Raw genomic sequence first — 302 nt, 5'->3', positions numbered from 1 at the left:
GCTGGCGACCAGGAACGGCTGAACACCGATATCGACCAGACGTGTCAAGGCACTGGGCGCATCGTTCGTGTGCAGTGTACTGAAAACCAAGTGTCCTGTCAGTGAGGCCTGAATGGCGGTGTTCGCCGTCTCCTCATCGCGAATCTCGCCCACGAGGAGGATGTTCGGATTCTGCCGGAGCATGGCCCGGATGATCCGGGCGAAGGTCATCCCGATGCGGGCCTTGACCTCGCACTGGTTAATCCCAGGCAGGTAGTACTCGACCGGGTCCTCGGCGGTGATGATCTTCGTGTCCGGGCGGT

1 protein-coding gene is annotated in these 302 nt (G+C 60.9%); it reads right to left on the bottom strand.

Annotation, left to right across the window (positions count from 1 at the left end; translation table 11 throughout):
• Positions 1-302 (bottom strand): GspE family protein (locus tag AB1L30_RS00240; protein WP_367011354.1); only part of this gene is annotated, 302 nt, incomplete at both ends.

Origin of the sequence: Bremerella sp. JC817, assembly GCF_040718835.1 — a bacterium.
Taxonomy (GTDB): Bacteria; Planctomycetota; Planctomycetia; order Pirellulales; family Pirellulaceae; genus Bremerella.
Note: the sequence above shows the minus strand (reverse complement) of the source record. Positions and strands in the feature narration are given on the sequence as shown.